Source organism: Microbacterium esteraromaticum (assembly GCF_028747645.1).
GTDB classification, from domain to species: Bacteria; Actinomycetota; Actinomycetes; order Actinomycetales; family Microbacteriaceae; genus Microbacterium; species Microbacterium esteraromaticum_C.
The window spans coordinates 1,764,819-1,790,739 of sequence record NZ_CP118100.1 but is presented as its reverse complement, the minus strand read 5'-3'; the positions used below and the strand labels follow the sequence as shown (position 1 = coordinate 1,790,739).

General features: G+C 67.6%; 24 protein-coding genes, 1 tRNA gene and 1 other RNA gene. 17 read left to right on the top strand and 9 right to left on the bottom strand.

What is annotated here, in order from left to right:
- Window positions 1–92: 92 nt before the first annotated feature.
- A complete protein-coding gene (locus PTQ19_RS08400) occupies window positions 93–596 on the top strand; it encodes a DUF3145 domain-containing protein (RefSeq protein WP_179410705.1) in 504 nt (167 codons plus the stop codon).
- Between the two features lie 159 nt (window positions 597–755).
- Here PTQ19_RS08400 and PTQ19_RS08395 read toward each other — a convergent pair whose 3' ends face one another.
- From PTQ19_RS08395 to aceE, 6 genes are all read right to left on the bottom strand, one after another.
- Window positions 756–1,994, bottom strand: coding sequence for a beta-ketoacyl-[acyl-carrier-protein] synthase family protein (locus PTQ19_RS08395; RefSeq protein WP_179410706.1), 1,239 nt, complete (start codon window positions 1,992–1,994; stop codon window positions 756–758).
- Window positions 1,995–2,076: 82 nt separating this feature from the next.
- Window positions 2,077–2,325: an acyl carrier protein gene (locus PTQ19_RS08390; RefSeq protein ID WP_087130211.1), complete on the bottom strand. Its 249-nt coding sequence runs from the start codon at window positions 2,323–2,325 to the stop codon at window positions 2,077–2,079.
- A 65-nt stretch (window positions 2,326–2,390) separates the two neighbouring features.
- On the bottom strand, window positions 2,391–3,392 hold the full coding sequence (locus PTQ19_RS08385) for a beta-ketoacyl-ACP synthase III (RefSeq protein ID WP_274367005.1): 1,002 nt from the start codon (window positions 3,390–3,392) through the stop codon (window positions 2,391–2,393).
- Window positions 3,389–4,309, bottom strand: coding sequence for an ACP S-malonyltransferase (locus tag PTQ19_RS08380; RefSeq protein WP_274367004.1), 921 nt, complete (start codon window positions 4,307–4,309; stop codon window positions 3,389–3,391). Before PTQ19_RS08380 ends, PTQ19_RS08385 begins: the two co-directional genes overlap by 4 nt.
- Before the next feature lie 115 nt (window positions 4,310–4,424).
- The gene (locus PTQ19_RS08375; RefSeq protein ID WP_274369062.1) at window positions 4,425–5,615 is read right to left on the bottom strand and encodes a PucR family transcriptional regulator; all 1,191 of its coding nucleotides are present in this window, start codon (window positions 5,613–5,615) and stop codon (window positions 4,425–4,427) included.
- 27 nt (window positions 5,616–5,642) lie between these two features.
- On the bottom strand, window positions 5,643–8,369 hold the full coding sequence (gene aceE, locus PTQ19_RS08370; protein ID WP_274367003.1) for a pyruvate dehydrogenase (acetyl-transferring), homodimeric type: 2,727 nt from the start codon (window positions 8,367–8,369) through the stop codon (window positions 5,643–5,645).
- A gap of 154 nt (window positions 8,370–8,523) precedes the next feature.
- On the opposite strand from aceE, the gene PTQ19_RS08365 reads away from it, so the two are divergent.
- Window positions 8,524–8,596 (top strand) — tRNA-Val (locus PTQ19_RS08365).
- Here the strand turns inward: PTQ19_RS08365 and PTQ19_RS08360 are convergent.
- Complete coding sequence (locus PTQ19_RS08360; RefSeq protein WP_274369061.1) at window positions 8,556–9,686, bottom strand: AI-2E family transporter; 1,131 nt, start codon at window positions 9,684–9,686, stop codon at window positions 8,556–8,558. The two genes, PTQ19_RS08365 and PTQ19_RS08360, sit on opposite strands and share 41 nt — an antisense overlap.
- Before the next feature lie 123 nt (window positions 9,687–9,809).
- On the opposite strand from PTQ19_RS08360, the gene PTQ19_RS08355 reads away from it, so the two are divergent.
- Both PTQ19_RS08355 and PTQ19_RS08350 read left to right on the top strand, forming a co-directional pair.
- Entirely contained in the window at window positions 9,810–10,919 is a 1,110-nt protein-coding gene (locus PTQ19_RS08355) for a DUF998 domain-containing protein (protein ID WP_274367002.1), read from the top strand.
- Between the two features lie 56 nt (window positions 10,920–10,975).
- On the top strand, window positions 10,976–13,525 hold the full coding sequence (locus PTQ19_RS08350) for a LuxR C-terminal-related transcriptional regulator (RefSeq protein WP_274367001.1): 2,550 nt from the start codon (window positions 10,976–10,978) through the stop codon (window positions 13,523–13,525).
- A gap of 28 nt (window positions 13,526–13,553) precedes the next feature.
- Here PTQ19_RS08350 and PTQ19_RS08345 read toward each other — a convergent pair whose 3' ends face one another.
- The gene (locus tag PTQ19_RS08345) at window positions 13,554–14,027 is read right to left on the bottom strand and encodes a DUF6325 family protein (protein ID WP_274367000.1); all 474 of its coding nucleotides are present in this window, start codon (window positions 14,025–14,027) and stop codon (window positions 13,554–13,556) included.
- 145 nt (window positions 14,028–14,172) lie between these two features.
- On the opposite strand from PTQ19_RS08345, the gene PTQ19_RS08340 reads away from it, so the two are divergent.
- The 7 genes from PTQ19_RS08340 to PTQ19_RS08310 all read left to right on the top strand — a co-directional run bounded on the left by PTQ19_RS08340 (window position 14,173) and on the right by PTQ19_RS08310 (window position 20,078).
- Window positions 14,173–15,294 (top strand): AI-2E family transporter, encoded by a 1,122-nt coding sequence (locus tag PTQ19_RS08340; RefSeq protein ID WP_274366999.1) that lies wholly within the window; start codon window positions 14,173–14,175, stop codon window positions 15,292–15,294.
- 160 nt (window positions 15,295–15,454) lie between these two features.
- Complete coding sequence (locus tag PTQ19_RS08335) at window positions 15,455–15,793, top strand: SulP family inorganic anion transporter (RefSeq protein ID WP_274369060.1); 339 nt, start codon at window positions 15,455–15,457, stop codon at window positions 15,791–15,793.
- Entirely contained in the window at window positions 15,694–17,085 is a 1,392-nt protein-coding gene (locus PTQ19_RS08330) for a SulP family inorganic anion transporter (protein ID WP_274366998.1), read from the top strand. The genes PTQ19_RS08335 and PTQ19_RS08330 overlap by 100 nt, the downstream gene beginning before the upstream one ends.
- A gap of 14 nt (window positions 17,086–17,099) precedes the next feature.
- Window positions 17,100–17,531 carry a DUF6325 family protein gene (locus PTQ19_RS08325; protein WP_274366997.1) on the top strand — a complete coding sequence of 144 codons (432 nt, stop codon included), beginning with the start codon at window positions 17,100–17,102 and terminating at the stop codon, window positions 17,529–17,531.
- A gap of 1 nt (window position 17,532) precedes the next feature.
- Window positions 17,533–17,880 carry an SHOCT domain-containing protein gene (locus tag PTQ19_RS08320; protein WP_206820443.1) on the top strand — a complete coding sequence of 116 codons (348 nt, stop codon included), beginning with the start codon at window positions 17,533–17,535 and terminating at the stop codon, window positions 17,878–17,880.
- A gap of 88 nt (window positions 17,881–17,968) precedes the next feature.
- The gene (locus tag PTQ19_RS08315) at window positions 17,969–19,348 is read left to right on the top strand and encodes a hypothetical protein (protein WP_206820444.1); all 1,380 of its coding nucleotides are present in this window, start codon (window positions 17,969–17,971) and stop codon (window positions 19,346–19,348) included.
- Between the two features lie 16 nt (window positions 19,349–19,364).
- Complete coding sequence (locus tag PTQ19_RS08310) at window positions 19,365–20,078, top strand: GAP family protein (protein ID WP_274366996.1); 714 nt, start codon at window positions 19,365–19,367, stop codon at window positions 20,076–20,078.
- A gap of 13 nt (window positions 20,079–20,091) precedes the next feature.
- Here the strand turns inward: PTQ19_RS08310 and PTQ19_RS08305 are convergent, their stop codons facing one another.
- The gene (locus tag PTQ19_RS08305) at window positions 20,092–20,931 is read right to left on the bottom strand and encodes an aldo/keto reductase (RefSeq protein ID WP_274366995.1); all 840 of its coding nucleotides are present in this window, start codon (window positions 20,929–20,931) and stop codon (window positions 20,092–20,094) included.
- 69 nt (window positions 20,932–21,000) lie between these two features.
- Between PTQ19_RS08305 and PTQ19_RS08300 the strand changes: the two genes are divergently transcribed.
- The 6 genes from PTQ19_RS08300 to PTQ19_RS08275 all read left to right on the top strand — a co-directional run bounded on the left by PTQ19_RS08300 (window position 21,001) and on the right by PTQ19_RS08275 (window position 25,754).
- Window positions 21,001–21,408, top strand: a complete 408-nt coding sequence (locus PTQ19_RS08300; RefSeq protein ID WP_274366994.1) for a YchJ family protein — start codon at window positions 21,001–21,003, stop codon at window positions 21,406–21,408.
- A gap of 10 nt (window positions 21,409–21,418) precedes the next feature.
- Window positions 21,419–22,150, top strand: coding sequence for a zinc ribbon domain-containing protein (locus tag PTQ19_RS08295; RefSeq protein ID WP_179410720.1), 732 nt, complete (start codon window positions 21,419–21,421; stop codon window positions 22,148–22,150).
- 39 nt (window positions 22,151–22,189) lie between these two features.
- Window positions 22,190–23,923, top strand: a complete 1,734-nt coding sequence (locus PTQ19_RS08290; RefSeq protein ID WP_274369059.1) for a bifunctional 3'-5' exonuclease/DNA polymerase — start codon at window positions 22,190–22,192, stop codon at window positions 23,921–23,923.
- Window positions 23,924–23,950: 27 nt separating this feature from the next.
- Window positions 23,951–24,320: RNase P RNA component class A (gene rnpB, locus PTQ19_RS08285), an RNA gene on the top strand.
- 433 nt (window positions 24,321–24,753) lie between these two features.
- Window positions 24,754–25,074, top strand: coding sequence for a PadR family transcriptional regulator (locus tag PTQ19_RS08280; RefSeq protein ID WP_274366993.1), 321 nt, complete (start codon window positions 24,754–24,756; stop codon window positions 25,072–25,074).
- A complete protein-coding gene (locus PTQ19_RS08275; protein ID WP_274366992.1) occupies window positions 25,071–25,754 on the top strand; it encodes a hypothetical protein in 684 nt (227 codons plus the stop codon). Before PTQ19_RS08280 ends, PTQ19_RS08275 begins: the two co-directional genes overlap by 4 nt.
- Window positions 25,755–25,921 lie beyond the last annotated feature (167 nt).

Below are 25,921 nucleotides of genomic sequence, written 5' to 3'. Positions count from 1 at the left end.
GATCTGGGTGATAATCGCCGTACAACCACATAGTTCGCCGGATTCTCGGTTCAGGTCGTAGGGGAAGACGTACCTGATGAAACGGAGAGATCATGGCGACGGGATACGCACGCGGGGTGGTGTTCATCCACTCCGCACCACGCGCGCTCTGCCCGCACCTCGAATGGGCGGTCGGAGGCGCCATCGGGCGCGCCGTCAGCTTCGACTGGAGCGATCAGCCCGTGCAACAGGGTACGCGCCGCGCCGAGTTCCACTGGGACGGCCCGGTCGGTACGGGGGCTGCTCTCGCGACAGCCATCCGCGGGTGGGAGCATCTGCGGTTCGAGGTCTCAGAGGACCCCACGCCCGCCAATGACGGCGGACGTTGGCTGCACACGCCCGATCTGGGCATCCACTACGCGCAGACCGATGCGTCCGGCAACATCGTCATCGGCGAGGACCGCATCCGCTATGCGATGGAGATCGCCGCCGGCAGCGCGATCGAACTGCAACGTGAACTCGACGTCGCGCTGGGCTCGGCGTGGGACCAGGAACTGGAACCGTTCCGGCATGCCGGCGACGATGCACGCGTCGTCTGGCTGCACAAGGTCGGTTGAGTTCAGGACCGGGTTGAGTTCGGATGATGGAGACCTGCGGAGGAGGCGCGAGTACCGGGGTCCGGTGAGTCGCTCCCGGAAGCCGAGAAAACGAATCCTCCGTGAGACGACTGAAGCCCCCTGCGGGGAAGCAGGGGGCTTCAGTCATGCGTGGCCGACTCAGTCGGCGCTGCGGAACGCGACCACGGCGTTATGCCCGCCGAAGCCGAACGAGTTGCTGATCGCCAGCAGATCGCCGTCGCCGAGCGGCTGCGGTTCACCCGACAGCTTGAACGGCACGGCCGGGTCGGGCTCAGACATGTTGATGGTGGGCGGAGCGACCCGGTCACGCAGGGCGAGCACCGTGTAGACGGCCTCCAGCGCGCCGGTGCCACCCAGCAGATGGCCGGTCGATGCCTTGGTCGCCGAGACCGGGATCTCATCGATGCGGTCTCCGAAGACGCGCTTGAGAGCCTCGTACTCGTTGGGGTCGCCGACCGGGGTGGAGGTGGCGTGGGCGTTGATGTGCGCCACATCGTCGGCGGTCGCGCCGGCCTGAGCGAGCGCCTGCTCAACGGCGCGGGCAGCGCCGGCGCCCTCCGGGTCGTTGCCGGTGATGTGATACGAGTCGGCCGTGACGCCGCCACCGACCAGGTAGGCGTAGATCTTCGCGCCGCGGGCCTTGGCGTGCTCCTCGGTCTCGAGGACCATGGCTGCACCGCCCTCGCCCATCACGAAGCCGTCGCGGTCAATCGCGCCAGGACGTGAGGCACCGGCAGGGTCGTCGTTGCGGCGCGAGAGCGCCTGGGCTGAAGCAAACGACGCCATCGTGATCGGGTGGATCGCCGACTCGGCGCCTCCGGCGATCACGACATCGGCCAAGCCGTCCTGCAGGTGCTCGTACGCGTTCACCAGCGACTCGGTGCTCGACGCGCAGGCGCTGACGACGGTGCGGGCGTACGCCTTCGCTCCGAAGTGCAGCGAGAGGTTTCCGGCGCCCGCATTGGGCATCAGCATCGGCACCGTCAGCGGCATGACACGCCGCGGGCCGCGCTCGCGGAGCGTGTCCCACGCATCCAGCAGCGTCCACACGCCGCCGATGCCGGTCGCCCAGTCGATGCCGAGACGCTCGGGGGCCACGTCGGGCTCTCCGGCATCCGCCCATGCCTCACGCGCCGCGATCAGTGCGAACTGCGTGGACGGGTCGAGACGCTTGGCCTCGTGGCGCGGCAGGACCTCCTCGGGGCGCACGATGGCCTCAGCTGCGAACTTCACCGGGATCTCGTACTGGTCGACCCACTCGTGGGTCAGCGTCCGGGCACCGGGCTTTCCTGCGAGCAGGTTGGTCCAGTTCTCGGGGGCGGTGCCGCCCAACGCGGACGTGGCGCCGATACCGGTGACGACGATGCGCTTGGTCATGGGGGTCCTTCGTGAGGAGGGGAGGGATCAGGGAAGGAGGATGCCACGCCCCGCGGTCCGCGGGGGTGGCATCCGCAGGGTCTTACTCCTGGCCGGCGACGATGAAGTTGACGGCGTCGGCGACGGTCTTGAGGTTCTTGACCTCGTCGTCCGGGATGGTGACGCCGAACTTCTCCTCGGCGTTGACGACGATCGTCATCATCGAGATCGAGTCGATGTCGAGGTCGTCGGTGAACGACTTCTCCATCGCGACCTCGGATGCGTCGATGCCGGTCTCGTCGGTGACGAGCTCTGCAAGGCCAGCGAGGACCTCGTCGTTGGTGAGAGCCATGTTTCTTCCTCTTTCTCGGAGTGGTTTCGGAACCGGTGAACAGTCTAGGGAAAAGGGGCGCCCGGTCAGGGCAGCACGACGACCTGTGCGCCGAAGACGAGACCTGCGCCGAAGCCGATCTGCAGTGCCAACCCGCCGCTGAGCTCAGGGTGCTCCTCGAGCAGGCGGTGCGTCGCGAGCGGGATGGACGCGGCCGACGTGTTGCCCGTCGTCTCGATATCGCGGGCGATGACGGTCGTCTCGGGGAGCTTCAGCTGCTTGGCGAACTCCTCGATGATCCGCAGATTCGCCTGGTGCGGGATGAACGCGGCGAGGTCGGATGCCTCGATACCGGCCTTCTCGAGCGCTTCGCGCGCGACCTTCGCCATCTCCCAGACGGCCCAGCGGAACACGCGCGGGCCCTCCTGGCGCAGCGTCGGCCATGGCGCGGTGCCATCACGGAACTCCACGAGGGTGTGGTTCATGCCCACCAGGTCGGCCTTGGAGCCGTCCGACCCCCAGACGGTCGCCGAGATGCCAGGCGTCTCGCTGGGGCCGATCACGACAGCACCCGCGCCGTCGCCGAGCAGGAACGAGATGCTGCGGTCGGTGGGGTCGACGATGTCGGAGAGCTTCTCGGCACCGATGACGACCGCGTGGCGGGCCGTCCCGGTGCGGATCAGAGCATCGGCCTGGGCAACGGCGTACGCGTAACCGGCGCAGGCAGCGTTGATGTCGTAGGCGGCAGCCGGGGTGGCGCCGATCCGGTCTGCGACGATCGCCGCCACGGACGGCGTCTGCTTCGGGTTGCTGATAGTCGCCACGATCACGAGGTCGATCTCGGCGGGGTCGACGCCGGAGCGCTCGACCGCTTCGGCGGCGGCCGCCGCCGACAGGTCGACGGCCGATGTCTCGGTGATCGCGCGGGTGCGGGTGATGATGCCGGTGCGCTGGCGGATCCACTCGTCGCTGGAGTCGATCGGGCCGACCAAGTCGTCGTTGGGCACGGCGTTCTCGCCCCGGGCCGCGCCGACCGAGTAGATGCGGGTGTATGCGGGGCCCGATGGCTGGGCGGTGATGCCGGTCATGCTGCTGCTCCGTTCAGCAGCTCTGCAGCCGCATCGAGGTCTTCGGGGGTCTTGACCGCGACGTTCGGAACGCCGCGCAGTCCACGCTTTGCGAGCCCCACGAGCGCCCCGGCGGGTGCCAGCTCGATGAAGCCCGTGATGCCGGCCGCAGTGAACGACTCCATGCACAGGTCCCAGCGCACCGGGGACGAGACCTGGGCGACGAGCCGGTCGAGGGCGTCCTGGCCGGACGAGACGGCGGCGCCATCTCGGTTGGACCAGAGCGTGTGCGTCGGGTTCTGGGGCGTGACATCGTCAACCGCGGCGCGCAGGGTGGCTACGGCCGGAGCCATGTACGAGGTGTGGAATGCGCCGGCGACCTGCAGTGGCATGACTCGGACGCCGCGCGGTGCCCGCTCAGCCAGCTCGGCCAGCGCGGGAAGCTCGCCGGCAGCGACGATCTGGCCCGCCACGTTGTAGTTCGCGGGAGTCAGACCGAGCTCGGACAGCAGGGCGAGCACGACATCGGCGTCACCGCCGAGCACAGCGCTCATGCCTGTCGGCGTCTGCGCAGCAGCATCCGCCATCGCCCGACCCCGGATGCCCACCAGGCGCATTGCGCTGTCTGCATCGATCACACCTGCCGCGTTCAGCGCCGCGATCTCGCCGACCGAGTGCCCCGCCAGACCATCGGCCGTGCGGCCCGCGCGCTGTACGAGCTGCGTCATGGCGACGATCGAGGCGGCGACGATCAGCGGTTGGGCGATGCGCGTGTCGCGGATCGTATCGGCATCCGACTCGGTGCCGTGCGCGATCAGGTCGACCTCAGCCGCCTCCGAGAAGGCAGCCAGCTGTGCGGGCACGCCATCGAGCTCCAACCACGGAGCGAGAAAACCGGGGGTCTGTGAGCCCTGTCCAGGGCAGGCGGCGACAATCACCCATCCAGTTTGCCAACGAATCGCGCGAGACGGTGGATGAACCATCACAAGAATCGACGCATCGATTGTGCGTGGCGCACAGATCGTTCGTGCGATCAGCGCCTCGTTCGTGTGATCAGCGCCGACGTGTCGTCGAGCGCCGTCGCGCGGGGTCGACGGCGCCGATGGATCCGAGGATCAGCGCTGTCTGCAGAATCAACGCCTCGCGCGGACCTGTGGCATCCCAGCCGATCACCTCGGTGACCCGCTTGAGCCGGTAGCGCACGGTGTTCGGATGCACGAACAGCTCGCGCGCCGTCGCCTCCAGCGACCGGCCGTTGTCGAGGTAGCTCCACAACGTCGTCACGAGATCGGGGGAGTGCGCCTCAAGCGGGCGGAAGATCCGTTCGATCAGGGTCTGCTTGGCCAGCGTGTCTCCGGCCAGCGCGCGTTCGGGCAGCAGATCGTCGGCCTCGACGGGTCTGGGGGCACCGCGCCACGCTCGCGCAACGGCGAAGCCGGCCAATGCCGCGCGAGCGCTCTGCCCGGCATCGACCAGAGCGGTGACGGGAGGGCCGAGCACGACGTACCCCGGACCGAACGACGGCTCCAGGCGCTGCGCGATCTCGCTGAACGGCAGCTCGACCTCGTCAACCTCCTTGCCCGGCACACGGGCGCGACCGATCACGAGCACCAATCGGGAGCCCTGAACCCCGATCAACACATCGACAGAGAGCCGGCGCGCCGTGCGGCGCACCAGATCGACGTCGAACTGCGGGGGCGTCGTGCCGACGAGCACACATACCTCGCCATGACCGTGCCAACCGAGCGCGGCGATGCGGCTGGGCAACTCCTCATCGGCCTCGCCGGTGAGGATCGAGTCCACGACCAGCGCTTCGAGTCGGGCATCCCACAGGCCGCGGGCTTCGGCGGCGCGGGCGTACACGTCGGCCGAGGCAAAGGCGACATCGCGGGAGTACAGCAGGATCGCCTCGCGCAGATCCTCGCCGCGCCCGGCGACGCGCTCCTCAGTGACCTCGACGGTGACGCGAATCAACTGCAGGGTCTGCTGCAGGCTCACACTGCGCAGCAGCTCACGGGGAGCGGCGGCGAAGATATCGGCCGCGATCCACGGCGTCGACGTCGGGTCCTCGTACCACTGGATGAACGAGGTGATACCGGCCTGGGCCACCAGCCCGACCGCAGAGCGGCGGGCCGGTGGCATGTCGGCGTACCAGGGAAGGGTGTCCTCGAGCCGCTTGATGGTGACCGTGGCGATATCGCCCGAGATCTTGCGCAACCAGGCGAGTGTGGCGGCCTTATCCATGGCCGGGTTCGAGGATCCGGTCACGTGTCAGCTCTCGCCGCCCGCGTTCCCGCTCGATCCGGCGTTCACATCGAACAGGCGGTACTTCGCGATCGCCTCGCCGACCCGGGCGCGATCGATCTTGCCCTCGTCGGCGAGCGCCTGCAGAGCGCGCACGACCATCGAGGGCCCGTCGATCTTGAAGTAGCGACGAGCCGCGGCGCGCGTGTCCGAGAACCCGAAGTCGTCGGCGCCCAGGGTGTAGTAGCTGCTGGGCACCCACGGACGGATCTGGTCCTGCACGGCGTGCATGTAGTCGCTGACGGCGATGACCGGGCCCTCGGAACCCTGCAGCTTCTGCGTCACATACGCGGTGCGGGGCTCTTCGTCGGGGTGCAGGAAGTTGTGCTCGTCGACGGCGAGACCGTCACGGCGCAGCTCGTTCCACGAGGTCACTGACCACACGTCCGAGACGACGCCCCAGTCCTGCTTGAGCAGCTGCTGGGCCTCGAAGGCCCACGGCAGGCCGACGCCCGAGGCGAGCAGTTGCGTGCGCGGACCCTCGCCCTCGCCGACGGAGACGCGGTGGATGCCGCGGATGATGCCGTCGACATCGACATCCTCGGGTTCGGCAGGCTGCACGAGCGGCTCGTTGTACACGGTGATGTAGTACATCACGTTCGGGTCGGGGTGGCTGCCCCCGTACATGCGCTCCAGGCCCGAGCGCATGATGTGGGCGATCTCGTAGCCGTATGCCGGATCGTACGACACCGTCGCCGGGTTGGACGACGCCAGCAACGGCGAGTGGCCGTCGGCGTGCTGCAGGCCCTCGCCGGTGAGCGTGGTACGCCCGGCGGTGGCGCCGATGATGAAGCCGCGAGCCATCTGGTCGCCAGCGGCCCACTGGGCATCGCCGGTGCGCTGGAAGCCGAACATCGAGTAGAAGATGTAGATCGGGATCAGCGGTTCGCCGTGCGTCGCGTACGAGGTTCCCGCCGCGGTGAACGCCGCGAGGGCCCCCGCCTCGTTGATGCCGACGTGCACGATCTGGCCCTGCGGGCTCTCCTTGTACGCCAGCAGCAGCTCGCGGTCGACCGAGGTGTACTGCTGGCCGTTCGGGTTGTAGATCTTCGCCGTCGGGAAGTATGCGTCCAGACCGAAGGTGCGGGCCTCGTCGGGGATGATCGGCACGATGCGGTGACCGAAGTCCTTCGACCGCAGCAGGTCCTTGAGCAGTCGGACGAACGCCATCGTCGTGGCGATCTCCTGCGTACCGGAGCCCTTCTTTGGCAGCGCGTAGGAGTTGTCTCCGGGCAGCGACAGCGGCACGTGCGTGGCGCGACGCTCGGGCAGGAAGCCACCGAGGTTCTTGCGGCGCTCGAGCATGTACTGGATCGTGTCGTCCTGCGCACCCGGGTGGTAGTACGGGGGCAGGTAGGGGTTCTCTTCGAGCTGCGCATCCGTGATCGGGATGTGCATGGTGTCGCGGAAGGTCTTGAGGTTCTCCAGCGTCATCTTCTTCATCTGGTGGGTCGCGTTGCGACCCTCGAAGTGCGGTCCGAGCCCGTAACCCTTGACGGTCTTGGCGAGGATGACGGTGGGCTGACCCTTGTGAGCCAGAGCGGCCTGGTACGCGGCGTACACCTTGCGGTAGTCGTGACCGCCGCGGCGCAGCTGCCACACCTGGTCGTCGCTGAGGTCCTTGACCAGGTTGAGCGCGCGCTCGTCCTTGCCGAAGAAGTGCTCACGCACGTAGGCACCCGACTCGGCCTTGTAGGTCTGGTAGTCGCCATCGGGCGTGGAGTTCATGATGTTCAGCAGCGCGCCCTCGGTGTCGCGGGCGAGCAGGTCGTCCCACTCCCGGCCCCAGACGACCTTGATGACGTTCCAGCCGGCACCGCGGAAGAACGACTCCAGCTCCTGGACGATCTTGCCGTTTCCGCGCACCGGGCCGTCGAGGCGCTGCAGGTTGCAGTTGACGACGAACGTCAGGTTGTCGAGGCCCTCGTTGGCGGCGACCTGAAGCTGGCCGCGGCTCTCGATCTCGTCCATCTCGCCATCGCCGAGGAAGGCCCAGACGTGTGAGGCCGAGGTGTCCTTGATACCGCGGTTCTCGAGGTACTTGTTCGACATCGCCTGATAGATGGCGTTGATCGGGCCCAGGCCCATCGACACCGTCGGGAACTGCCAGTACTCCGGCATCAGACGCGGGTGCGGGTACGACGACAGTGCGTGCGGCGCGCGCGACTTCTCCTGCCGGAACCCGTCGAGCTGCTGCTCGTCGAGGCGCCCCTCCAGGAACGACCGGGCGTAGATGCCGGGTGAGGCGTGGCCCTGGATGAAGATCTGGTCTCCGCCGCCCTCAGCGTCGGCACCGCGGAAGAAGTGGTTGAAGCCCACCTCGTACAGCGAGGCGGACGACGCATAGGTCGAGATGTGCCCACCCACACCGATGCCGGGGCGCTGCGCACGGTGCACGGTGACCGCCGCGTTCCAGCGGATCCAGCTGCGGTAACGACGCTCGACCTCTTCGTCACCGGGGAAGGTCGGCTCGTTCTCGGGGGCGATCGTGTTGATGTAGTCGGTGGTCGGAACCATCGGCACGCCGAGGTGCAGCTCCTTCGAGCGCTTCAGCAGGCTGAGCATGATCTCGCGGCCGCGGCCGTGCCCCTTGGCATCCACCAGCTCATCGAGCGACTGCTGCCACTCGCCGGTCTCCTCCGGGTCGCTGTCCAGTGGTGCCTGGGAGTACGGGTCCTGATCGTGAACAGTCACGGTGGAGCCTTTCGTCGATCTGGCAGGTCGTGCCAAGGAAACGGGGGAGCGACACGGGGAGCCTTGTCGGCTCGGCACAACGCGCGCTGTCCTCAGCCTATATCCGTTCGGGCGTACGACGACGCAACCGATCACCGATACACTGAACGGGTCAGGGCCTTTAGCTCAGCTGGTAGAGCGCCACGTTTACACCGTGGATGTCGTCGGTTCGATCCCGGCAGGGCCCACATCATCACCGGACTCCGCGTCGTCGTCGGAGGCCCCGCCATCGCCGGAAGCCGTGCCTGTGGCATCCGACGTCTTCGCGGTGGGGATCGCGTCACGATCCCCGGAGAGCCAGCGCGACCACGTTGCGCGTGGGTCGGACTCGAGCAGCAGCATCCGGCTGAACAGGGTCAGCGGGATCGACAGGATCGCACCCAGCGGGCCGATCACGAACGTCCAGAACACCACCGAGAAGAACGTGATCGTCAGGCTCAGCCCCACCGCGTCACTGACGAACTTCGGCTGGATCAGTACCTGCAGCGTGACGTTGACGATGCAGTAGATCGCGACCACACCGAGCATAAGCGGCCAGCCGCCGACCAGGAACGCGAGAATAGCCGGCGGCACGAGCCCGACGATGAAGCCGATGTTGGGGATGAAGTTCGTCACGAACGCGAGAACCGCCCAGACCACGGGCGCGGGCACTCCGAGCCACCACAGGGCGAGACCGTCGATGATCGCCACGATCGCTCCGAAGACGGCGTTGACGACGTAGTAGCGGCGGATGCCCGAGGTGAGGTTCGAGATGCGCGCCATGGTCGGCCCCTTGGCCGCACCGAACAGACGCGGGGCGTCGCGGTACCGCGATCCGTCGACGGCCATCATGATCACGTACGCGCAGACGAAGAACAGCGCCGTCGCGGTACCGAGCGTCGCGCTCCACGCGCTGCGGGCGATGCCCAGCAGCAGCGAGGGGTCCAGCAGTCCGGATGCGGCCTCCGCGAGACCCGCGCCGAGACCGGCCGCCTGCAGCAGGGCGATCAGCTCGTCGAGCGGCTGGGGCATCCCGGCGCTCGCGAGATCCTCGATCATGCGCACGAACTGCGCCCCGGCGATCCACAACAACAGGCCCATCAGCGCCAGAACGAGATAGGCGAGGGCAATGACGGTGGTCGATGCCGCCCAACGCGGCCACCCGCGCCGCTCCAGCGGGCCCCGCACCGGCTCGCAGATGATCACGATGACCAGAGCGAGCGCAAGGGGCGTGATCAGATCCTGCGCCAGGTGCACGCCCACGAGCGTGACGGTCGCGGCTGCCAGCAGCAGAAGCACCCGCGTCGCGGGCGAGAGAATCGGTGCGGGGGTGGTCGTCACCTCGTCAGGGTAACGCCCTGCACTCGCCCGGGTGGGATGACGCGTCTCGCACGGCGATCGGATGCCCGCGAGAATGTGGGTATGCCGACTCGCTCCGTACGCCCCGACCTGCTGACTGTTGCGCGTTCGAGCGCCAATGAGGGCACGAGGGAGCGCGCACGAGAGGCCATCGGCCTGCAGATCTCGATCTTCGCCTTCGTGCTCGTGGCGCTGATCGCCCTACCGGTCTTCGGCTTTCGGCCCGCACCCATCGCCGGAGCGGGATCGCTCGGCCAGTTCGCCGCTGTCTCGGCGGCGGCCACCGCCGCCGTGGTGTTCGTGCTCGGACGGATCGTGGTGGCGGAACCGCAGAGACGCGAACGCCTCGCGGCGCTGGATCTCGTCGACGTCGCCGCGCTGGCCTTCGCACACGCGGTGATCGCGCTGCTGGGCTGGACGCTGGTGGCGGTGATTCTGGAGGCCGGACTCATCGGAGCGGTGGTCTTCCCCTTGCCGGTGCTGCTGCTCTCGGGTGCAGCGGCAGCGCTCACCGCCTACGTCGTCTTCGTCTCGGCCACCCACCTGGACCTCCAGCTGCTCGCCGTCGTGCTCGCCCTGTTCCTCGTGGTGGGAGTGCTCGCAAGCATGCTCACCGCGAGCGACCCGACGTGGTGGAAGGACAACCTCAGCGCCCTGGGTATGACCGATGACCTCTCGGCGCGCACGTTCAACCTGACGCTGATCATCGCGGGCATTCTGGTGACGACTCTCGCCCGCTACGCGACGAATGCGATTCCCGGCCCATCCGGGCGCGGAGTCGTCGCGGTGCGCACCTGCCTCATCATCGTGGGTGTTTTCCTCGGCATGGTGGGACTGTTCCCGGTGGATCAGTACTTTGCGCTGCACACGGGGGTGGCCTCGGGCATGGCCGTGGCCTTCGGTGTGCTGGTGATCGGACTGAAATGGTGGCTACCCGGTGTGTCTCGCACGTTCCTGTCGATCGGCTACCTGTTCATCGCGGTGATCGTGCTGCACGCGGTGCTGTTCGCGACCGGCTACTACACGTTGACCGCCGTCGAGCTCGTCGCCGGTGTTGTCGTGTTCGCGTGGATCATCCTGCTGATCCGCACCGTGGCGGCTCTCGCACAGGACGCGAGCGCCGCCGATGCCGTGTCGGACGCGAGCGAAGCCGCGGAGCGAACCGCTTCGTGAGAGCCACCGGGCGTCGTGCTCTGGGCAGGACACGCGCTTCTGGGTAGGTTGTTCGCATGGCGCCTGCGCGGGGGAGTGTTCCGGTGGGATCGAACGTGCGGTTCCGCGCCCCGATGCCTCGGCCTGAGAACGTGCGCCGCCCACGCGTCACCGCCACGATCGACGCGGCGCTCGCCCGCTACTCGTTCTGCATCGTGAGTGCGCCGAGCGGCTACGGCAAGACCACCGCAGTCGCTGAGTGGGGCGCGAACGCTGACCGGCTCGCCTGGCTCACGCTGAACGCGCTCGACGCGGATCCACGTCGCCTGGCGCGCGGCGTGCTCGACGCGCTGGCGGTCGCCACGGATGGTCGGGGCGGCGCGCCTTCGCATACGACCAGGTTCGATCCGCGCCGCGCCTACGCTGCCATCATCGACAGTCTGGAATCTGCCGAGGGTGTCGTGCAGCTGGTGGTCGATGACGCGCATCGTGCCGGGGAAGCGTGGCGCGAGGGGCTGCTCGGGATGCTGTTGGAGCAGATGCCCGAGAAGCTGCGTATCGTGCTGGTCGGCACCACACTGCTCGAAGTCACCTCCGCTCGCGAACGGCTCACAGCGCCCGACCTGTTCCTGTGCGCGGATGTGCTGCGGTTCACGGCGGACGAGATTGCGGAGCTGCACGCTGCCGGATCGCATACGCTCACCCCCGTCGCGATCCTGGAGGAGACGCAGGGATGGCCGATCGCCGTGTCGATGGTGATGATCGCCGGAGCGCGGCCGGACTCGGACGCCACGTCGGCATCGGCCTTCCTCGCCGACTACGTGCGCGACTACGTGCTGGCTTCGTTGCCCCCTGCGCTGGCTCGGTTCATGCTCGATGCCAGCGTCTGCGCTGTTCTCGACGCAGACCTCGCGGCCAAGGTCACGGGCGAGGTGCATGCCGCGCGGTTGGTGGAGGAATGCGCGCGTCTCGGACTGTTCCTCGACAGGTTCGCGGTCCCTGAGGGCACGCGCTATCGGTGGCATGCGACCTTTGCGAAGACATGTTTATCGCTCCTCGCCGCCGAGGACCCCGCTCGGTTGGTCGAGCTCCACCGTCGAGCAGCCGCGCACCTGAGCCGCTCCGAGCCGATCACCGCGATATCGCACTCGCTGCGCGCCACTGATATCGGCGCCGCACGCAGCACGCTTCTGGGGTGCTGGCTCGGCTTGAGCATGAACGGAAATGCAGCCGAGGTTGAGACCGCCGCGACGCGGATCATGATGCATCTGCCCGAGGATGCTGAACTGCTCCTGATCCGCGCATGCGCCACCGACATGCTCGGCGACCACCATTTGGCACACGACCTCTTCGTGCGCGGGCAGGCGCAGATCGCGACGTCCGGCACGGCAGACGACGACGTCGTGCTCGACATCGCACGTCTCGTCGTCTCGGATGAGCCCGAACGCGTGTCCGCTGCGCACGAACGCGTGCGCGAGAGGATGCTCGCCGGTGCGGCCGCCCCCGAACTCGCAGATCAGGTCGCTGTGAACACCCTCCTCGCATGGGCGGAGATCCGCCACCCCACCAACCCGGTGCTCCCGGCCGAGCACTTCGCGGCCGTGGCGAGGGAGATACGCGGGCAGGAGCCGGATCTCTGGCCGCATGCGCTCGGTGGAGTCGCCTTCGGACATGTGTGGGCAGGACACCTGCGCCGGGCACGACATGCGCTTGACGAGATCAACGCCACGTCGGACTCGATCGGTGCCAGTTCAGCGCGCGGCGGTCTCGATGTGAGCTCGATCATGGCGGAAGGACTCGTGGCCCACCTCGCCGGTGATCCCACGACGACCTCGCGGCTGTTCGCCGCGTTGACGGCGGGGGATGCCGACCCGTCGGTGGCATCCGTGGCGCGATTGATGCTCGCGTGCGCCGCAGCGGACGGCGGCGACGTCGCGGCCTGCCGACGCGCCGCGATCGGAGCGCAGGAGATCCCGGTCGAGACCCTGCACGGTGTGCCGTGGGGCGTGATCCGGGAGACGGCCATCGCAGTGCTCGAAGAGGCGATCGGCAACCGCGATCGTGCGCTGCGCATCGCGCGTCGACACGTGCGTCGCACGGACCTCCCTCTGGTCGCGCTCGCACTGTCCGGCGTGCTCCGTCGTGCGGAGGAGTACAGTGAGGCGCTCATCCAACTGCGCTCGCTGCGCACGTTCGCCGAGGTCTCGTACATCAAGGTCAGCACGCTCATCACAGCGGCGGTGATGAGAAGACACAACGGCGATCACGAGGCCGCGCACGATGTCTGTGAAGCTGCGCTCGCCGCGGCCGCATCCGAGGGCATCCGACTGCCGTTCGGAGCGCGGGAGACCGCCGTGCGCCGACTGCTCGGCGAGCATGTGCATCACGGAACCCAGTACGAGGACTTCATCAGCGAGTGCCTCGCGGACGACGCGGCCGGATCCGTTGCCGGCGTCTTGTCTGATCGGGAGCGCGAGGTGTACCGGCAATTGCAGACCTCGCGCACTCTGCCGGAGATCGCGCGGGAGCTCGGAGTCTCGGTCAACACCATCAAGACCCATCAACGCTCGATCTACCGCAAACTCGACGTGTCGTCGCGTCGCGACGCCGTGCGCGTCGGTCTCTGATCAGTTGCGGTGCGCCCCACCGTTGCGTTCACGCCACCGGCCGGAGTGATCGGAACGCACGCCGGCGGAACACAGCGCCGGACACCGCCCGGGCCCGCGCTGCCTCCAGCACAAGGTCTGCGGCAGATGCCGGGACCGGCCAGACACCGATGAGCCGAGCACGCAGCGCGGTCGGCGGCCAATCCGCAGGCTGTGCAACGGCGGGATATCCGACAAGGATGAGCGCCGCGGCAGCACCGATGCTCACATGCGCGCACAGCGTGGCAGCATCATCGACACCGATCATGCCCGGCACCGCGAGCGGGAGCCCCATCAGCGCGAGGTCGTCGTGGTCGACCTCGTAGAGGACGCCGCTGCTGATGGTGCGACGCCGCACGATGACCAAGTCCAGCAAGCGGATCTCGCCGCTGACCGCGCCACTCACGAGCGCGCGCAACAGAGCCGCATCGGGCCGTTCATCATCGACTCCGGCGAGCATCAGCGTGTTCTGTCCCAACGGCATGTCTCGGGTCCCCCTCCGCATCACAGGGCTCGCATCACAGGATTCTGCGATGGTGACATCCCGTCCGAACCAGACACGACTGCTGCTCACCCTGATCGGGCGACGCGACGATCCACGGTCTCACCCGCTGAGTAGCGTGAGGCGCGTGAGGCAGAAGAAGACCGCCGTCCCATCGCAACGCGCGCACGAGCGCTCCCGTGCATTGCGCTTCCTGCCCGCGCACCCTCTGCTGTCGGGGTTCACCGTCGCCGTGGGCGTCCTCCTGGCGATCGCGCTCGCCGCGACGATCGCCGGCATCTCGACGGTGCTGATCTCGATCTTTCTCGGACTGTTCCTCGCGCTCGGGCTGGATCCTGCCGTGCGCGCGCTGGAACGTCTTGGACTAAGCAGACCGGTCGGGGTGACGATCGTCGCCGTGCTCTTCCTCGGGATCGTCGCGATCGTCGTCTTCCTCGTCGTTCCCGCGACCGTGCGGCAGATCTCCGCAGCCGTCAACGCGGCACCGCAGACGATCGCCGCCATGCAGCAGGCGGACTGGTACCTGAATCTTGAACGCAGCCTGGGGGTCGACCTGGAGGCAGTCATCGCCGACGCGCTGCAGTCGATCGCCTCGCTGAGTTCATTCCTCGCCATCTCGGGTGGCGTGCTGCGGGTCGGGTTCGGCGTCGTCGGCGCCGTCTCCAGCTTCATGATGGTGGTCGTCCTCACGCTTTACTTCGTCTCGTCGCTGCAGTCCATCAAGAACGCGCTCGCCGCTCTCGTCCCCTTCTACCGTCGAGACAGGTTCTCGCACCTGCTCGACGAGATCACCCGTTCGGTGGGAGGCGTCGTCGCCGGTGCCATCACGCTCTCGTCGCTCAACGCCGTCGTCGTACTGGTGCTGCAACTTGCGCTCGGTTCGTCGGCCCCCGTCGTGCTGGCGCTCGCCGCGTTCTTCATCACGCTCGTGCCGATGATCGGATCTGTGCTCTTCCTCGTGATCGGGAGCATCGCGACGCTGTTCGTCAGCCCCGTCGCCGCGGTGGTCTTCGCGATCGCCTACCTCGCGTACATCCAAGTCGAGGCGTACGTGATCACCCCGCGCGTGATGGGCAGGGCGGTTGCCGTGCCCGGGGTGCTCGTGATCATCGGAGCGATGATCGGGGCGACGCTGATGGGTCTGCTCGGCGCTCTGGTGGCGATTCCGATCACGGCATCGGTGCTCATCATCATCCGCCAGGTCTGGATCCCGAGGCAGAACAGTCAGGTCACCGCTCCCGAGGACTGAGATCACCCGGCCAGGGTGATGCACGCCGTCCGTGTGGGCGAGCGCGGTGCCAGCATGGCACCACGCACGTGATCGAGTCGGCGCACGAGGGCCGCGGTAGAGAGGTGACGGGGTGCACAGACCACTGACCGGACTGACCTCGAAGAACCTCGTGCGCGAGATGCTCGCCGGCGTCACCCTGCTCGCGATCGCAATCCCGTTGAACATCGGCTATGCACAGATCGCGGGGCTACCGGCGACGGCGGGGCTGTATGCGCTGGTCGTGCCGACCATCGTGTACGCGCTGGTGGTCTCGTCGCGGCAACTGGTGGCGTCGCCCGACGCGGCGGCCGCAGCCCTGGTGGCGTCGTCGATCGGCGGTCTTGCCGCACCGCAGCGGGCTCCGAGGACTACCTGGCGATGGCGATGGCACAGGCGATCATCTGCGGCATCCTGTTCGTGCTGCTCGCAGTGTTCAAGCTGGGGTTCCTCGCGAACTTCCTGTCGAAGCCGATCCTGATCGGGTTCGTCGGAGGACTTGCGCTCGACATCCTCGTCTCGCAGGTGGCGAAGATGCTCGGCATCTCGATCGACTCGGGCGGGGAGTTCGTCGACAAGGTGGCCGGCGTGATCGGTGGCCTCGGCAGTACGAATCTCTACGCCCTCGCCATCTCGGTGTTCGCCGTGGTCGTGCTGCTCGCGGGCAAGAGATTCCTGAAGATGGTGCCGTGGGCCCTCGTCGTGATGATCGTGGCGACCGTCGTGGTCCTGGTCGCCGACCTCGGCGACCGAGGCGTCGCCGTGCTCGGTGAGGTGCCCGCCGGAGCACCGCAGCTCACCTGGCCCATGCTCGACTGGCAGACCTGGCTGCTGCTGATCCCATCCGCGCTGGCGCTGACGATGGTCACCACGGCAGAAGGACTGCTCGTGTCGCGCTCGTACGGAGAGAAGCGGCACTATCGGACCTCGCCCAATCGCGATCTGCTCGCCTTCGGCGTCGCGAACGTGGCAGCGGGCGCACAGGGCAGCTTCGCGGTCGGCTCGTCGACAAGTCGCACCGCCGCTATGGACCAGGCGGGATCGCGCACGCAGTTGCCCTCGCTGGTGCTCGCGGTCGGCACGCTGCTGCTGTTGCTCTTCGGTACCGGGCTACTGGAAGACATCCCGTCGCCGGCGATCGGCGCCATCGTCGGCGTGGCAATCCTGCCGCTGCTGGGATTCCGTGAGTTCCGCGCACTCTGGCACCAGGATCGTTTCGAGTTCAGCATCGGCGCGGTGTGCTTCCTGACCACGCTGTTCGTCGGTTCGATCGCCGGCATCCTCGTCGCCTTCGTGCTCGCCCGCGTCAACATCGCCAAGCGGGCGTCGAACCCCGCAATCGATGTGCTCGCCGCCGATGGTTCGCCCACGGCATCCCTTCTCGATCCCGCCGCAACCGGCGCGATGACGGCCCCGGGGGTCGTCGTGATCAGGATGGCCGCGCCGATGTTCTTCGCCAACGGCGACGCGTTCGCGGGAGCCGTACGCCGCGCCGTGCGCGCCCCCGGCGCGGGCGTCGTGCAGCACGTCGTGATCGATATGGAAGCGGTGACCGATGCGGACGTCACTGCCGCGGAGTCCTTTGAGGGGCTGACGGATTGGCTCCGATCAGAGGGCGTGACGCTGTCGTTCAGCCGGCTCCGGGCGGCCGCGCGCCCGCGCTTGGAGCGGCTCGGCATCCTCGCCGGCCAACACATCTTCGAGACCAACCGCGCGGCACTGGACGCCTTGCGCACCGATGACGCGCGAGATCAGCTCCGCGAACAGCAGTGAGACAGGAGAACCACATGAACGATTTCCGCTACGGACCCGTCGAGTTCTATCTGGTCGGGTTCGAAGGCGAAGGCCCCGACCCCGAGACGTTCCAGGCGCTACGAGATCTGCTCGCGTCGGGTGCCGTGCGCCTGCTCGACTTCGTCCTGTTGACGAAGACCGCCGGTGGTGACGTCGAGACGCGCGATCTCGACGTCGACCAGGCAGACCTGCTCGGTGAAGCACACCCGCTCGCCGACGGACTGGCCGGTGAAGAGGACATCATGACGCTGGCCGAGCACGTGCCTGCCGGCACCTCGGCAGCCGTGGTCGTACTCGAGCTCGCCTTCGTCCGCACCTTGGCGGCGAAGCTGCAGGCATCGGGCGGTGAGGTGCTGCGCACCGAGCGGGTCCCCGCCCCGGTCGTGAACGCGATGATCGACATTCTCGAACAGGAAGGTGAGTGAGATGCCATTGAGAAGAGTAGGCAGGCCCGGTCTGATCGGTCTGGCGGCTCGAACAGCCGTCGTCGCCGGTACCGCCAGCGCTGTGCAGGGCAGCGCCGCACGCAGACAGCAGGAGCGCGCCCAGCAGGAGCAGTATCAGGCTGCCGCGCAGCAGGCACAGATCGATGCCGCGGCGCAGCAGGCCGCGGCACAGTACGCGCCGGCACCGGTGGCCCCCGCCCCGCAGGCCCCGGCCGCTGACGCGGGTGGCGATATGATCGCCAAGCTGCAGCAGCTGAGCGGGCTCCACGATGCGGGAGTGCTCTCAGATGACGAGTTCGCCGCAGCCAAGCAGAAGTTGCTGAGCTGACACGTCGCTAGGCGTCCGACCGGTCGTTCGCCTGGTCGGCGCCTTCGTGGATGCCGTCGCGCGGTCCGCACCGGAAAGAGGAGATCAGATGGGCGAGCTGGAAGATCTGAGAGCCAGGGTTGAACAACTCGAAAAGGAGAACGCGGGACTGCGGCGCCCGCGTCGGCGCCCTGCGGCGACGAGCATCGTCGCCGTCATCGCGCTGGTCCTGGGTGTGCTGCTCGCGCCCGTTGCCGCGGTCGGCACCTGGGCACGCGTGCAGCTGGTGGACACGGATCGTTTCGTGGCCACGTTCGCGCCGCTGGCATCGGACCCTGACGTGCAGGACTTTGTCGCCGACCAGGTGAACGCAGCGATCCTCGACAACATCGACGTCGATGCCGTCGTCGAGGACGTCTTCGACGGCCTTCGGGGACTCGACCTGCCGCCGCGCGCGGAGTCGGCTCTGACGTTGCTACAGGCCCCCGCAGCCCGTGGAGTTGTTTCGCTTATCGACGGGGTCGTCCACGACCTGGTGGCTTCTGAACAGTTCGCCGTGATCTGGACGCAGTCGCTGCGGCTCGCCCATGAGCGGGCGGTCGCGATCATGCAGGACCAGCCCGGCACCGCGCTGCAGCTGACCGACGACGGCGTGCTGGCCATCGACCTCGGCGTTCTCGTGGCTCAGGTCAAGCAGACGCTCACCGATCGTGGGGTCGGTATCGCAGGGCTGATCCCGGTGATCGACCGCACCGTGCCTATTGCGCAGGCGGATGCCCTCGTGCTGGTGCGCACGGTGTATCAGATCGCCGTGTCGGTCGGGTTCTGGCTGCCATGGATCGTGTTCGGGCTGCTCGTGCTCGGCGTCGCACTCGCGAAGGACCGTACGCGTGCGCTGATGTGGACGTCGGCGTCGTTCGCGGCGATGTTCCTGCTGCTCGCGGCCGGGGTAGGAATCGGGCGGGGCTTCTTCGCCCGAGCCGTCGCACCGTCGACGATGACCTTCGACGCGGCCGATGCGCTGTTCGACGGCCTCACGGTGCTGTTGCGGTCGACGATCATGGCGCTCGCGTTCTTCGGTGTCGTGGTCGCGATCTGGGCCTGGTTCGCCGGGACGAGCCGCCCGGCCGTCGCTGTGCGCGGGTTGCTCGGCAGTGGATTCACCGCCGTGCGCTCGGCTGCCGAGCACCGAGGTCTCTCTACCGGCAGGTTCGGTGCGGCGGTGGAACGCTATCGCGGCGCGATCCTGGTGGCGGGACTGGTGATCGCACTGGTCGTGCTGATGATGGCGCGTCCGATCTCGTTTGCGACCGTGCTGTGGACGGCAACTGGATTCGGTGTGCTGCTGATCATCGTGGAACTGGTGCGCAGCGGAACACCGGAAGAGGACGGACCGGAAGGCGACGCGGCGGCTGACGGCGACGACGTCGCGCACGCTGACGAGGACGAAACGGAATCGGAGCCCGTGCCCGGCGCGAAGATGGGCTGATCGATCGGAGTCGCGCATGATCGGCGCGGTGTGGCAGTTGATCCCGGTGGCGCTCGGGGTGATGGCGAGTCCGCTGGCCGTGCTGGGGCTGATCGGCATCCTGCTCTCGCGGCGTCCTCGTCGCAACGGCATCGCCTACCTGGCGGGGTGGGTGCTGAGCACCGCCTTCCTGCTGACGACGGGCATCCTGATGCTGGTGGCGGCCGGCGACATGGGGCCGTATCGCCAACCGGGTTGGGTGGCTGTGCTGCACTTCGTGATCGGCGCGATCTGCCTCGGCGGTGCGGGCTGGATCTATCTGCGCGCGCGACGGGTGATCGAGCTCGTCGCCGCGGCCCGCACTCCGGACGAGCTCGCGGCCGCGGCGCCGCAGCTTCCTCGTCTTGTTCGTAGCGTCGCCCGGTACACGCCACCACGGTCCTTCGGTCTGGGCGCGGCGATCTTCTTGAACCCGATGAACATCTCGCTGGTCGCCGCGGCGGCACTGGCGATCATTCACACCACACCCGGTGGCGGCGAACGAGTGATGCTCGGTCTGGGGTTCGTGGTCGCCGCGGCGGCGCCGGTCGCGGTTCCGGTGCTGATCGTGCTGATTCGGCGCCAGCGCGCCGAACCGATGCTGCGCGGGCTGCGTCGGTGGATGCTGAAGCACAACGGCTATCTGAGCGCGGGGGTGCTCTCGATCGTGGGCGTGCTGCAGATCGTCAAGGCCGTGCAGGTCTGGGTATGAGTGACGGGACCCGTCACAGCTCCTGGTGATGCGCGGGATCCGCGTCGAAGAGTCGCCCGTCGGGTCGCCCCAGTCCGGTGATGGCCTCGACTTCGCCGGGTGAGAGCACCACTGCGGCAGCGGCAAGGTTCGCCCGCTGATGGGCGGCTGACGAGGCCTTGGGGATCGAGACCGTGCCTCTCGCCGCATGCCACGCGAGCACGGTCTGTGCCGGCGTGATGCCATGCGCGGATGCGATGTCGACGATGACCGGTTCTGCCAGTAGTTCTCCGGCCCGCCCGAGAGGGCTCCAGGCGACCGTGAGTATGCCGCGCTCGGCATGAAGTCGCACGGCCTCTTCCTGCGGGAAGTGCGGGTGCACCTCGATCTGGTTCGTCACCGGCCGCACGCCGGACTCGCGCTCGATGCGATCCAGGTGCTCGGGGAGGAAGTTCGACACGCCGATCTGGCGGACGGTGCCGCGCTGTTGCGCGTCCACGAGCGCTTGCCACGCCTGCGCATACAGATCGCGCGCGGGGTTGGGCCAGTGGATCAGGTGCAGGTCGGTGGCGTCGAGACCGAGCCGGTATCGGCTCTCTTCGATGCTCACGCGAGCTCGGGCGCTCTCGTGGTGGCGGCCGGGCAGCTTGGTCGTGACGATGAGATCAGAGCGATCCACATCGGATGCTGCGATGCCGGCGCCGACGGCGCCTTCGTTCTCGTAGTTGAACGCCGAATCGATCAAGCGGTATCCGAGTGCGATCGCGGCGGTGACGGCTTCGGCACCCGCATCTCCGTTGAGGCGGTACGTGCCCAGGCCGATCGCCGGCATCCGGAAGCCGTTGTGGGCGGTGAAGAACGGGACCTCGGTCATGGGTGCTCCTTTCGGCGGGTTCGGTCAGCCTACGCGCCGAGCGGGAGAGCAGGATGCGACGATGGTCACATGTCGAAATCCTCGCTGCCCACCGATGAACAGCGTTGCCCGTGCACGAGCGGGAACCTCTTCGGTGCGTGTTGCGGCCCGGTGCTGAAGTCGGGTGAGGCTCCTGGTGCGCTGCGGTTGATGCGCTCTCGTTTTACGGCGTTCGCGATCGGCGATGCTGGTCATCTGCTGCGCACCTGGCATACGAGCACGCGCCCCGATGACCTCGAGCTGGATGACGACGTGCGCTGGTACCGTCTCGACATCCTCGATCAGCAGCGCGGCGGACCGTTCGACGATGAAGGCGTGGTTGAGTTCGAGGCGTTTTATCGTCAGGGCGCCGAACGCGGGTCGATGCGTGAGCGCAGCCGGTTCGTGCGTGAGGACGGCTCGTGGTTCTACGTCGACGGCGTCGTCGCCAGCAGATAGGTTTGACACTGTGAAGGCCACCCCTGAGAACCAGCGCACCCTGCTCGACATCGCCGACCTGGATCGTAAGATCGGCCAGGCGGAGCGGGCGAGCAAGACACCGGCGCAGGGCGCTCGCATCAATGAGCTCGCGGCGGTCCGCAAGCAGCAACTGGGCGAACTCACGGCGCTGACCGGAACCCTCGACGACGCCCGTGCCGATCTGCGTCGGCTCGAGTCGGACGTCGCGTTGGCCGCACAGCGCCGCGACCGTGACGCCGAGCGTCTGGCGGCGGCGACCGACCCCAAGCAGGCGCAGGCGCTTGAGAACGAGATCGAGAGCCTCGGGCGCCGGATCAGTTCGCTCGAGGATGACGAGCTCGACGTGATGGGGCGAGTCGAAGAGGCACAGGCCGCCGTTGACGCACAGCAGGCGCTGATCGACCAGACGCAGTCCGAGGGTGCCCAGTTGACCGCCGCGGCCAAGGCCGAGATGGCGGCGGCCGCGACCGAGTGCGAGCATCTGTCGCGCGATCGTGCGGCTTTGGCTGCGTCGGTTGCACCGGAGCTGCTCGCCGATTACGAACGGCGCGCATCTCGCGGCGTGGGTGTCGGTCTGCTGCGCCGGGGCGTCTGCGAGGGATGTCAGATGATGCTGGCCGGAACTGATCTGAACGAGGTTCGCCGCGCGGCTTCCGACGACGTCGTCTCGTGCCCCGAGTGCGGTGGCATCCTCGTGCGTACGGACGAGTCGGGGCTGTGATTCGACGCGACGCACGCGCCGTTCGACCGTGACGCGGTGATGTCGGATGCCCGGCAGACGCACCTGAGCCCCGATCCGGTGCATGCGGTGGTGGGGCGCGCACCGGACGGTGGATGGCAGATCGCGTTGTGCACTGAACAGAACCCGGATGCGCAACCCGAGCACGTCGCGGACACCGAACTTGTTGCGCGCGTCCGGCAGATCGAAGCGGAGCTCGTGCCGCGCTGGACGGTGCGCAGTCTGCGCTCCTTCGCGCCACGGCTCCTGGCCGCGGGTGTGCGCCCGCGACGAGCTCATGATCTGGTGCTGTGTCATGCGATCCTCCGTGACACGGCCGCGCTGAACGCGCCGGTGACGCCTTCGCCGCTGTGGATGCGTACCGACGAGGCGGAGAGCGAGACCGGCCAACCCGGCCTGTTCGACGTCGATCTCGGCGCACCCGCGCCGGCCGATCAATTCGATGCGGTGCACGCCCAATGGGTCGCCCAGCTCACGGCTCTGCGCACAAGTGCCGATGGCCGGTTGCGCCTGTTGTGCGCGGCGGAGTCCGCCGGTGCGCTGGTGGCAGAGGAGATGACCGCCGCCGGCCTGCCCTGGAGCGTCGACGTGCACGAGGGCATCCTGCACCAGCAGTTGGGGCCGCGGCCGATGCGCGGGGCGAGGCCCGCGCACATGGCGCGCCTCGCAACGGCGATCGGCGATCTTCTGGATGACCCGACACTCAACCCCGATAGTCCGCCTCGGCTGCTGCGCGCCCTGCATCGCGCCGGCGTGTTCGTCGAATCGACGTCGAAGTGGGAGCTGTCACAGATCGAGCACCCCGTGGTGGAACCGTTGCTGGAGTACAAGCGGCTGTCGCGGCTGTTCACTGCGAACGGGTGGGCGTGGTTGGACGAGTGGGTGCGTGATGGGCGCTTCCGACCCGTGTATCTCACCGGTGGCGTCGTCACGGGGCGGTGGGCTTCGGTGGGCGGGGGAGCGTTACAGATCCCGCGCCTGCTGCGCCAGGCGGTGTCGGCCGACCCCGGATGGACATTGGTGGCGGCGGACGTGGCGCAGCTGGAGCCCCGCGTTCTGGCGGCGATGTCACGCGATACGGCCATGGCAGAGGCGGCCCGCGGCCGAGACCTGTACGAGGGTGTGGTGCGGTCCGGCGCCGTGGCCACGCGTGAGGAGGCCAAGTACGCCGTGCTGGGTGCGATGTACGGCGCCACGACGGGGGAGAGTGGCCGGCTGGTGCCCCGGCTGCGAAAGGTGTATCCGCGGGCGATGGGCCTTGTCGACGCGGCGGCTCGCAGCGGCGAACAGGGCGGCGTGGTCAGCACGCTGCTGGGGCGCAGTTCGCCCCGCCCCGACGAGGGATGGCGCAGCGAGCAATCGCGCGCGAGCGCCCCTGACGCGGCCGGAGGGGATGAGTCCCGGGCGCGCAGTCGAGCGCGCGAGCGCGGCCGCTTCACCCGCAACTTCGTCGTGCAGGGCACCGCGGCCGAGTGGGCGCTGCTCTGGTTGGCAGAGATTCGGCATCGCCTCACCGCCCTGCCGACGGCATCCGCTCCCGCGCCCGACTCGGGCCCGGTGTTCGGCTCGCACGCGCATCTGGCGTTCTTCCTGCACGATGAGGTGATCGTGCACGCCCCGCTTGACCAGGCCGATGCCGTCGCAGGGGTATTGCGCGCCGCGGCCGACGCAGCGACGCGGCGGTTGTTCCCCGGATTCGACATCGACATCCCGTTGGACGTGCACATCGGCGCCGATGCGGCGAAGCACGCATAGCGCAGGCACGTAGAATCAGAGGGTGAGTGGGTCGGCCGGACGGTCGCGTGGCGCGAGAGCGCACCGAGGAACGTCCGGGCTCCACAGGGCAGGGCGGTGGGTAACACCCACCCGGAGCGATCCGCGAGACAGTGCCACAGAGAGAAGACCGCCCGTCGTGCCTCACGGCTGACGGGTAAGGGTGAAAGGGTGGTGTAAGAGACCACCGGGGGACGTGGTGACACATCCCGCCAGGTAAACCTCGCCCGGAGCAAGACCAGACAGAGGACGTTGACGCGGCCCGCCGAGTCCTCGGGTAGGTTGCTGGAACGGCACGGCAACGTGTCGTCGAGAGAGATGGCCGTCAAGGGAGCGAAGAACTCCTGAACAGAACCCGGCGTACAGGCCGGCCCACTCGCATTAACCCTTCTGACCTGGGATTCCTTGGTCAGGAGGGTTTCTTGGTCCGCACAGAGTCCGCAGAATCCCCGAGAACGCTATCGATCGCGTCCCGCGTGCGGTCGTCGGAGTCTGCCGGGTCTCCGTGGATGCTCTTGCCCAGCACGTCCACGCTGATAGTGCCATTGCTTTCCCCCTGGTTGCAGACCCGTGGGTGGGTGTCGACCTGGTCGATGGGTTCACCTGGCTCGCAGCGTGGTTGCATGACCGCACAGGGAAGGGTCGGTACATCTGCCGCAGGGGCTTCGCTGGATTTGACCCCCAGTGGAACCCGCGATGTGGAAGAGTGTCAAGACTGCGGCTGGCTGGATCGCCAGCAAGTGCAACTGATCAACCGATAGAACAGGCATATTCTTCTTGCGAAGAATATGCCTGTTCTGTAGCTTGTAGGCATGGCGGAGATGACCAGACTGCAGTTCGACATCTTGACGGCTCTAGCGCCGGCTCGACGGCACGGATATGCGCTCATCGAGGAAGTCGAACGAATGACCAAGCGGAGGCCTGGTGTCGCCACTCTGTACGCGGCATTGAACAAGCTGGAGAACGCTGGGTTTGTCATCCCGGCTGGCGACGAGATCGTGGACGGGCGCGTGCGGCGCTATTTCGTGCTCAGCCCTTCTGGCGTCGACGCTCTCGCCACGGAAGCGACGCAGATGGCCACCAGATCACAGATCGCGATGGCATCGCTGGGCTTGAGAGGGGCGACTGCATGAGTCTTTCCCCGCGCACCGTGGAGATCCCCGACGATCGTGTCCTGCGGGACATGCTCGCCGATGCAAAGCGCAATCACCCAGAGCGGGCGTGGAAGGAGTCGATCATGGCCGCAGCATTCAAGGTCCGCTGGGCGGTACCCGTTGTCTTATCGGTGCTGAGCGCTGTTGTAGCGATCGCAGCTGTCGCCTTCATCGCAAGCCCCGCCTTCCGGGATGGTCCAGACGCATACGCGCGCATCGCTCTTGTGGGGGTCGCGCCCGCTCTCGCCATTCTTGCGGTGGCGTGCGCCGCGCAGGCATCGTCGCGCGTGCTGCATGTCCGATGGGTGGCAGTGCTTCTGGGCGTCCTCGGGGCGGTCGCCACCAGCGTCGCGTATGAACTCTGGTACGCCGGAGTCGACGGTACGTGGATTTCGAACCCAGCACTGCTGATCTCGGTGGGTGTGTCGGTGCTGCTGTACGGCGGTGCATTGGCTGCGTTGACCAACCCTGCCCTCAGGGAGATGCCTTCCTTCCTCGCCGTCGTTGTTTTTGGACTGGTCGTCCTCGCGGGTGGTAGCTTCGCCGTGTTCTTCGCATTTCCGATGTTCTCCACCGTGCTCGTTGCAGCGGCGGCCATCGTCACGGTGCTTCTGATGCGTCGCGGCGAGCAGCGAAAGGTGGTCGTGGCGCCGGCCTGAACACTAATTGGCCTGTCCCTCGGCGCTGAGCTCTCGCCCTGTGTGTGAGAGTGAGCCCTGGCCGCCACCGACCATCGCATGATGCCCCCACGTCCAAGGCGCAGACTGTCGTACTGAGTACTTTGCGAATCCAGGGGAGGCGCCGAGGGAGGGATTCGTTGGATGCG

Excerpts from the sequence above, each read along its gene's own strand:
- PTQ19_RS08400 (WP_179410705.1), top strand. The coding sequence starts at position 93 with ATGGCGACGGGATACGCACGCGGGGTGGTGTTCATCCACTCCGCACCA.
- PTQ19_RS08395 (WP_179410706.1), bottom strand. The coding sequence starts at position 1,994 with ATGACCAAGCGCATCGTCGTCACCGGTATCGGCGCCACGTCCGCGTTG.
- PTQ19_RS08390 (WP_087130211.1), bottom strand. The coding sequence starts at position 2,325 with ATGGCTCTCACCAACGACGAGGTCCTCGCTGGCCTTGCAGAGCTCGTC.
- PTQ19_RS08385 (WP_274367005.1), bottom strand. The coding sequence starts at position 3,392 with ATGACCGGCATCACCGCCCAGCCATCGGGCCCCGCATACACCCGCATC.
- PTQ19_RS08375 (WP_274369062.1), bottom strand. The coding sequence starts at position 5,615 with ATGGATAAGGCCGCCACACTCGCCTGGTTGCGCAAGATCTCGGGCGAT.
- PTQ19_RS08355 (WP_274367002.1), top strand. The coding sequence starts at position 9,810 with ATGCCGACTCGCTCCGTACGCCCCGACCTGCTGACTGTTGCGCGTTCG.
- PTQ19_RS08350 (WP_274367001.1), top strand. The coding sequence starts at position 10,976 with ATGGCGCCTGCGCGGGGGAGTGTTCCGGTGGGATCGAACGTGCGGTTC.
- PTQ19_RS08345 (WP_274367000.1), bottom strand. The coding sequence starts at position 14,027 with ATGCCGTTGGGACAGAACACGCTGATGCTCGCCGGAGTCGATGATGAA.
- PTQ19_RS08335 (WP_274369060.1), top strand. The coding sequence starts at position 15,455 with ATGCTCGCCGGCGTCACCCTGCTCGCGATCGCAATCCCGTTGAACATC.
- PTQ19_RS08330 (WP_274366998.1), top strand. The coding sequence starts at position 15,694 with ATGGCGATGGCACAGGCGATCATCTGCGGCATCCTGTTCGTGCTGCTC.
- PTQ19_RS08325 (WP_274366997.1), top strand. The coding sequence starts at position 17,100 with ATGAACGATTTCCGCTACGGACCCGTCGAGTTCTATCTGGTCGGGTTC.
- PTQ19_RS08320 (WP_206820443.1), top strand. The coding sequence starts at position 17,533 with ATGCCATTGAGAAGAGTAGGCAGGCCCGGTCTGATCGGTCTGGCGGCT.
- PTQ19_RS08315 (WP_206820444.1), top strand. The coding sequence starts at position 17,969 with ATGGGCGAGCTGGAAGATCTGAGAGCCAGGGTTGAACAACTCGAAAAG.
- PTQ19_RS08310 (WP_274366996.1), top strand. The coding sequence starts at position 19,365 with ATGATCGGCGCGGTGTGGCAGTTGATCCCGGTGGCGCTCGGGGTGATG.
- PTQ19_RS08305 (WP_274366995.1), bottom strand. The coding sequence starts at position 20,931 with ATGACCGAGGTCCCGTTCTTCACCGCCCACAACGGCTTCCGGATGCCG.
- PTQ19_RS08300 (WP_274366994.1), top strand. The coding sequence starts at position 21,001 with ATGTCGAAATCCTCGCTGCCCACCGATGAACAGCGTTGCCCGTGCACG.
- PTQ19_RS08290 (WP_274369059.1), top strand. The coding sequence starts at position 22,190 with ATGTCGGATGCCCGGCAGACGCACCTGAGCCCCGATCCGGTGCATGCG.
- PTQ19_RS08280 (WP_274366993.1), top strand. The coding sequence starts at position 24,754 with ATGGCGGAGATGACCAGACTGCAGTTCGACATCTTGACGGCTCTAGCG.
- PTQ19_RS08275 (WP_274366992.1), top strand. The coding sequence starts at position 25,071 with ATGAGTCTTTCCCCGCGCACCGTGGAGATCCCCGACGATCGTGTCCTG.